General features: G+C 70.6%; 5 protein-coding genes. 4 read left to right on the top strand and 1 reads right to left on the bottom strand.

The genetic code is table 11. The features are described 5' to 3' along the window. Nucleotides 1-229: 229 nt before the first annotated feature. Entirely contained in the window at nucleotides 230-1087 is an 858-nt protein-coding gene (locus ACFVWY_RS35380; RefSeq protein ID WP_389879013.1) for an IclR family transcriptional regulator, read from the bottom strand. A gap of 294 nt (nucleotides 1088-1381) precedes the next feature. Here ACFVWY_RS35380 and ACFVWY_RS35375 point away from each other — a divergent pair, with 294 nt between their 5' ends. The 4 genes from ACFVWY_RS35375 (at nucleotide 1382) to ACFVWY_RS35360 (ending at nucleotide 5776) form a co-directional block, all read left to right on the top strand. Next, nucleotides 1382-2752 (top strand): aspartate aminotransferase family protein, encoded by a 1371-nt coding sequence (locus ACFVWY_RS35375; RefSeq protein ID WP_389879012.1) that lies wholly within the window; start codon nucleotides 1382-1384, stop codon nucleotides 2750-2752. Next, nucleotides 2752-3939 (top strand): mandelate racemase/muconate lactonizing enzyme family protein, encoded by a 1188-nt coding sequence (locus ACFVWY_RS35370; RefSeq protein ID WP_389879011.1) that lies wholly within the window; start codon nucleotides 2752-2754, stop codon nucleotides 3937-3939. The genes ACFVWY_RS35375 and ACFVWY_RS35370 overlap by 1 nt, the downstream gene beginning before the upstream one ends. Then, complete coding sequence (locus ACFVWY_RS35365) at nucleotides 3936-4781, top strand: amidohydrolase family protein (RefSeq protein WP_389879010.1); 846 nt, start codon at nucleotides 3936-3938, stop codon at nucleotides 4779-4781. The genes ACFVWY_RS35370 and ACFVWY_RS35365 overlap by 4 nt, the downstream gene beginning before the upstream one ends. 155 nt (nucleotides 4782-4936) lie before the next feature. Beyond that, nucleotides 4937-5776 carry an SDR family NAD(P)-dependent oxidoreductase gene (locus ACFVWY_RS35360; protein WP_389879009.1) on the top strand — a complete coding sequence of 280 codons (840 nt, stop codon included), beginning with the start codon at nucleotides 4937-4939 and terminating at the stop codon, nucleotides 5774-5776. Nucleotides 5777-5872: the final 96 nt, after the last annotated feature.

Raw genomic sequence — 5872 nt, 5'->3', positions numbered from 1 at the left:
AGGGGTGGTGCGGAACGCTCATGCGGACTTCGCCTTCCGAGAAGTGCGGCAAGGGAGGGAGCGTTCCTGCGGAGGACTGCCATAAGGCGGATGGCTGAAAATGGTCCGGACATCAATGGTTCACAGCGCGATGGGCAGGCGCCGGAACGAGCCGGAAAGGGTAAAAATCCGGTGACCAGGAAGTGTCACTGCGGTTGGCAGGGAACCTACGGCGGGTCAAGCCGTTTGGTCAAGACCTGTTTTCGTCGGAATGCGGTACGTCGTCGGCCGGGTCGGTGCCCTCCGTGTCGTCGACCCAGCCGAGCGCGACGCTGATCCGGCGGGCCGCGTCCCGCACCTGGCCGCCCAGCTCCTGGTAACGCCAGGCCGGCAGCCCGAGCTTGAGCCCGGTGATGGAGACCGCCCCGGCGCACACCGAGCGGTCGTCGAAGACCGGTGCGCCGATGCAGATGATGCCCTCGGCGTCCTCCTCGTCGTCCAGGGCGTAACCGGCCCGGGCGATGTCGCGCAGATGGGACAGGAAGGTCGCCGGGTCCGTGATCGTGCGGGAGGTGCGCCGCGGCAGCCCGAACCGTTCGATCACCGAGGCCGCCTCGCTCTGCGGCACGGCGGACAGCAGCGCCTTGCCCAGCCCCGTGCAGTGCGGCAGCTCGCGCTGGCCCATCCGCAGGTCGAGCCGGACGCGCTGGTCGAGCTCGACCTGGTCCACCACGACCGCGTGGCCGTCCTCGGGCACGGCGAGCCGGGAGGCCATGCCCGTGCTCCCGGTCAGTTCGCGCAGGACGGGGTGGGCGACCCCGCGCAGGGACACCTGGGAACGGGCCCGGTCACCGAGCCGGGCCAGGCTCATCCCGAGCCGGTAGCGGCGGTTCATGCCCTCGCCGTCGTCCGAGACGAGTCCGTAGGCGCGCAGGGTCTGGAGCATGCCGAAGGCGGCGCTCTTGGAGATGGAGCAGGCCTGGCCCACCTCCGTGACGCTCAGGCCGTTCCCCTGTGCGGGAGCGGCGAGCGCTTCGAGGATGTCCGCTGCCCTGGCCACGCTCTTGACCCAGTACTTCGGTTCTTCTGGGGCAGCACTGTTCGTCATAGCCGAACAGCCTAGTGCCTCGCGAAGGGCCCGGCCGCGCTATCGCTGAAAAGAAACCGTGAAATCGGCTGCTTCCGGGGGTGGAAGGGTCTTGACCGCCTCCAGGGCCGCACGTAATATCCAGGCACTGTTCTGCTCTACAGAACAGTGTTCAGAAAAAGCGAAACGCACCACCTGAAGCACCACGGATCACCCCTCTTCCTGCGGCGACTGCCGGGCGGATGGCGCCAGGGACTCACGGGCCGGGCAGGGCCCGCGACGACCGACGACTCTCGACGCAAGGAGCAAGCGATTATGAGTTCAGGCCCGGCAGGCAACGAAACCGGAGCCCGACTCGCCGAACGCGCCCGCCAGGTCGTACCCGGCGGCGTGAACAGCGGTCAGCGCAGCGTTCCCGGACTGACCGACCTGGTCGTCACCGGCACCGACGGCGCACGGTTCCGCACCGCCGACGGACGCGAGTACACCGACTTCCACTCGGCCTTCGGGCCGCCGCTGCTCGGTCACAACGACCCCGACGTGGCCCGCGCCACCGCCGAGGCCGGAGCCACTCTCGGCCACATGGGCGTCGGTGTCACCGAGGGCGAGATCGTCCTGGCCGAACAGCTCGCCGAACTGATCCCCTCGATCGAGAAGGTGCTGCTCACCAGCACCGGCAGCGAGGCCACCTTCCACGCGCTGCGCGTCTCGCGCGCCGCCACCGGCCGCCGTCTGGTCGTCAAGTTCCAGGGCTGCTACCACGGCTGGCACGACGCGGTCAGCCTCAACGTCATCTCCGCGCCCGACAAGGTCGGCAGCCACGACCCGATCTCCACCGGCATCCTGCCCGAGGTCCTCGACGCCACGCTGGTCCTGCCGTTCAACGACAGCGAGGCCGTCCGCCGCGCCTTCGCCGAGCACGGCCCGGACATCGCCGCCGTCATCGTCGAGCCCGTCCCACACAATGTCGGCGCGCTCCTGCCGTACCAGGAGTTCCTCACCACGCTGCGCGAGGAGACCACCAAGGCCGGCAGCGTCCTGATCTTCGACGAGGTCATCACCGGCTTCCGCCACGACATCGGCGGCTGGCAGAAGATCTCCGGTGTCACCCCCGACCTCACCACCCTCGGCAAGGCCATCGCCAACGGCGCCCCCGTCGGCGCGATCGGCGGCCGTGCCGACCTGATGGAGCTCTTCTCCACCCGCCCCGGCGCCCCCGCCTTCTTCGCGGGTACGTACAACGGCCACCCCTCCGTGGTCGCCGCCGCCCTCGCCACCCTGCGCAAGCTGCGCGAGGAGCCGGTCCACGAGCACGTCTTCCGGCTCGGCGCGCGGGTCCGCACCGAACTGACCGGCCTGTACGAGCGCCTCGGCGTCCCCGCCGTCGTCACCGGCTACGGCTCCGTCTTCGTCAGCTACTTCATGCCCGGCGAGGCCCCCCGCACCTACGCGGACCTGCTGGACAACGACGCCTCGCTCTTCGTCGGCTACCGCCGCAAGCTCCTGGAGCACGGCCTGTTCGAACTGCCGCTCAACCTCAAGCGCAGCCACATCAGCTACGCCCACACCGACGCCGACGTGGACCGCCTCATCGAGGGCACCGAGGCCGCGGTCAGGGCCGTGCTCGCCGAGGGCGGCGCCCGCGACCTGGAGAACGCCTCCACCATGGGCGGGGCGGCCCGCTGATGCTCACCGTCAACCGCACCCGCCCCGCCGGCCCCGCGGGCCGGATCACCCGGGTCGAGACCCTGATGCTCGGCACCTCCTGGCGGGACTTCGGCTACGTCCGGGTCCACACCGACGAGGGCCTGTCCGGCATCGGCGAGATCACCCACCCCTACCGGGTCCGTGAGGTCTGTGACCTCACCGAGGCGATCGCCCGCCGCCACCTCATCGGCGCCGACCCCTTCGACGTCGAGGAGCTGTGGCTCCGCGTCTACCAGGGCGACTTCCTGCGCGGCGGCGACATGGGCGGCGTCGCCCTGTCCGGCCTCGACCAGGCGATGTACGACCTGATGGGCAAGGCGCTCGGCGTTCCCGCCTACCGGCTGACCGGCGGCGCCTGCCGTGACGAGGTCCGCGTCTACGCGAACGGCTGGTACACCGGCGAACGCGAGCCGGAGACCTTCGCGGCGAAGGCGAAGGAGACCGTGGCCAAGGGCTTCACCGCCCTCAAGTTCGACCCCTTCGGGCCGGGCCTGCACGAGCTCGAACGCGCCGAACTGCGCCGCTCCGTGGACCTGGTCGCCGCCGTCCGCGAGGCCATCGGACCGGACATCGACCTCTTCATCGAGGGCCACGCCCGCTTCGCGATGCCGACCGCCGCCCGCCTGGTGCGCGAGCTGGAGCCCTTCGACATCGGCTGGTTCGAGGAGCCGATGCCCTGGACCCACATCGAGCGCTACGCGGAGCTGCGCCAGCGCGCCGCGTTCCCGATCTCCGGCGGCGAGCACTTCCACAACCGCTACGAGTACAAGCAGCTCTTCGCCACCCACGCGGTGGACATCATCCAGCCCGACCTCTCCATGGCGGGCGGATTCACCGAGGTGCGCAAGCTCGCCGCGACCGCCGACACCCACGGCATGCTCGTGGCCCCGCACAACTCCAACTCACCGCTCTGCACCACCGTCTCGGTGCACGCGACGCTCGGCATCCCCAACTTCAAGATCCTGGAGACCTTCGACGGCCTCCTGGAGGACTACGTCTTCGACGCTCTCAAGGGAACCCTGCCGATCACCGACGGCCACATCGGCCTGCCGACCGCACCCGGTCTCGGTGTCGAGCTGGTCGACGAGGTCTTCGAGGAACACCCGCCCAGCCACCGCTTCTGGAACATGTTCGCGGACGGCTGGGAGAAGCGGAACCGGACATGATCGTCGACGTCCACTCCCATCTCTTCCGGCACAGCCACGACTTCACCGACCCCTTCCGGTCCGACTCCGCCCGCGCCCACGCGGGCGAGGTCGACCTGACGGTGAAGTGGGAGGAGTACGCGGCCACCGCCCCCGAGGGCACCCGCACGGTCGTGGTCGGCGGCAAGGCACGGCGCAGCGGCCTCTGGGTCGACGACACCGCCGTCGCCTCGTACGTCGCGGCCCGCCCCGACCGGCTCATCGGCTATCTCTCGCTCGACCCCACCCAGCCCGGCTGGCAGGACGAACTCCGCTACGGCCACCAGGAACTGGGCCTGCGCGGCATCAAGCTGATGCCGATGTACGCGGGCTTCGACCCGGCCGCCGAGGAGTACGACGAGCTGTACACGTACGCCGAACGCAACGGACTGCCGCTCCTGGTGCACACCGGCACCACCTTCGTCTCGACCGCGCCCCTGGAATGGGCGATGCCCCGCCACCTGGACGCGGTCGCCATCCGCCACCCGGAGCTGCGGATGGTCCTCGCTCACCTCGGCCATCCCTTCGAGGGCGAGTGCATCGCGGTCATCCGCAAGCACCCGCACGTGTACGCGGACATCAGCGCCCTGCACTACCGGCCCTTCCAGCTCTGGCACAGCCTCCGGCTGGTCCAGGACTACGGGGTCTTCCACAAGCTGATGTTCGGCAGCGACTACCCGTTCACGACGGTCGACGACTCGGTGAAGGGGCTGCGGGAGATCGCCCGTATCCCCGGCATCCCCGGGCTGCCGCCGCTCGACGCGGACGCGGTGGAGGAGATCATCCACCGGCCCTCACTCGATCTGCTGGGCCTGAACGGCTGAACCGGCCGTCCCACGAACCGCCGGTACGGTGCCGGGCCCACTCCCCCCTGTTGCCCGCACCGTACCGGCGAACCGGGCCGCCGCGCCCTCACCCCTGTGTCCCCCACGCGGCGGCCCGGACCCGTCACCCCTCCGCACTGCTAAGGAAGCCCGCCATGACCGCAGCCGTCCCGCCCCGCGGAACCGACCGCTTCGATCTGACCGGCCGCACCGCGGTCGTCACCGGGGCAGCCCGGGGGCTGGGCCGCTCCTTCGCCGTCGGCCTCGCCGAGGCGGGCGCCGATCTGGTGCTCGTCGACCTGCCCGGCGCGGACGGCATCGCCGAGACCGCGGCCGAGGTCCGGGCGCTCGGCCGCACCTGCCGTACGTACGGGCAGGACCTCGCCGACATCGAGGCGCTGCCCGGCTTCGTCGACACCGTGCGCGCCGAGGCGGGCCCGCTGCACATCCTGGTCAACAACGCGGGCACGGCGGCGCTGGAGCGCTTCAACGAGATCACCCCCGCGAGCTGGTCGCACATCATGCGGGTCAACGTCGACGCGGTCTTCTTCCTCAGCCAGCGCGTCGCCGAACACATGACGGCCGACGCCATCGCCGGCCGCATCATCACCATCACCTCGAAGAACGCCCTGGTGGCGGAGGCCGGACTGGCCCACTACAACGCCTCCAAGGCCGCCGCCCAGCTCCTCACCGAGACCCTCGCGGTCGAACTCGCCCCGCACGGCATCACCGCCAACACCCTGGCCCCCGGCATGGTCGAGACACCCATCGACGGCGAGTTCCCCTTCGACCGGGAGGCGTTCGAGGCCGCGTACCGCGAGCGCATCCCGCTGGGCCGGTACGCCCGGCCCGAGGAGTGCGTCGGCGCGCTGCTGCTGCTCGCCTCGGACGCCGGTGCCTACCTCACCGGGGCGCGCATCGTCGTCGACGGGGGAGTGCTGGCCGACCAGATGCCGCGCATGCGCTTCATGCCGCCGTACCGCAGCACCCTCTGACCGCGACCGGCCGGCCGCGGTCCCACCGAGCACGTACCGACAACGCGAGGAGTTCCTCCGTCATGTCCGTCAACGCCGCGCCCCCCTCCCCGGTCC

The sequence above is a fragment of the Streptomyces sp. NPDC058195 genome, assembly GCF_042883525.1.
GTDB lineage: Bacteria > Actinomycetota > Actinomycetes > Streptomycetales > Streptomycetaceae > Streptomyces.
Note: the sequence above shows the minus strand (reverse complement) of the source record. Positions and strands in the feature narration are given on the sequence as shown.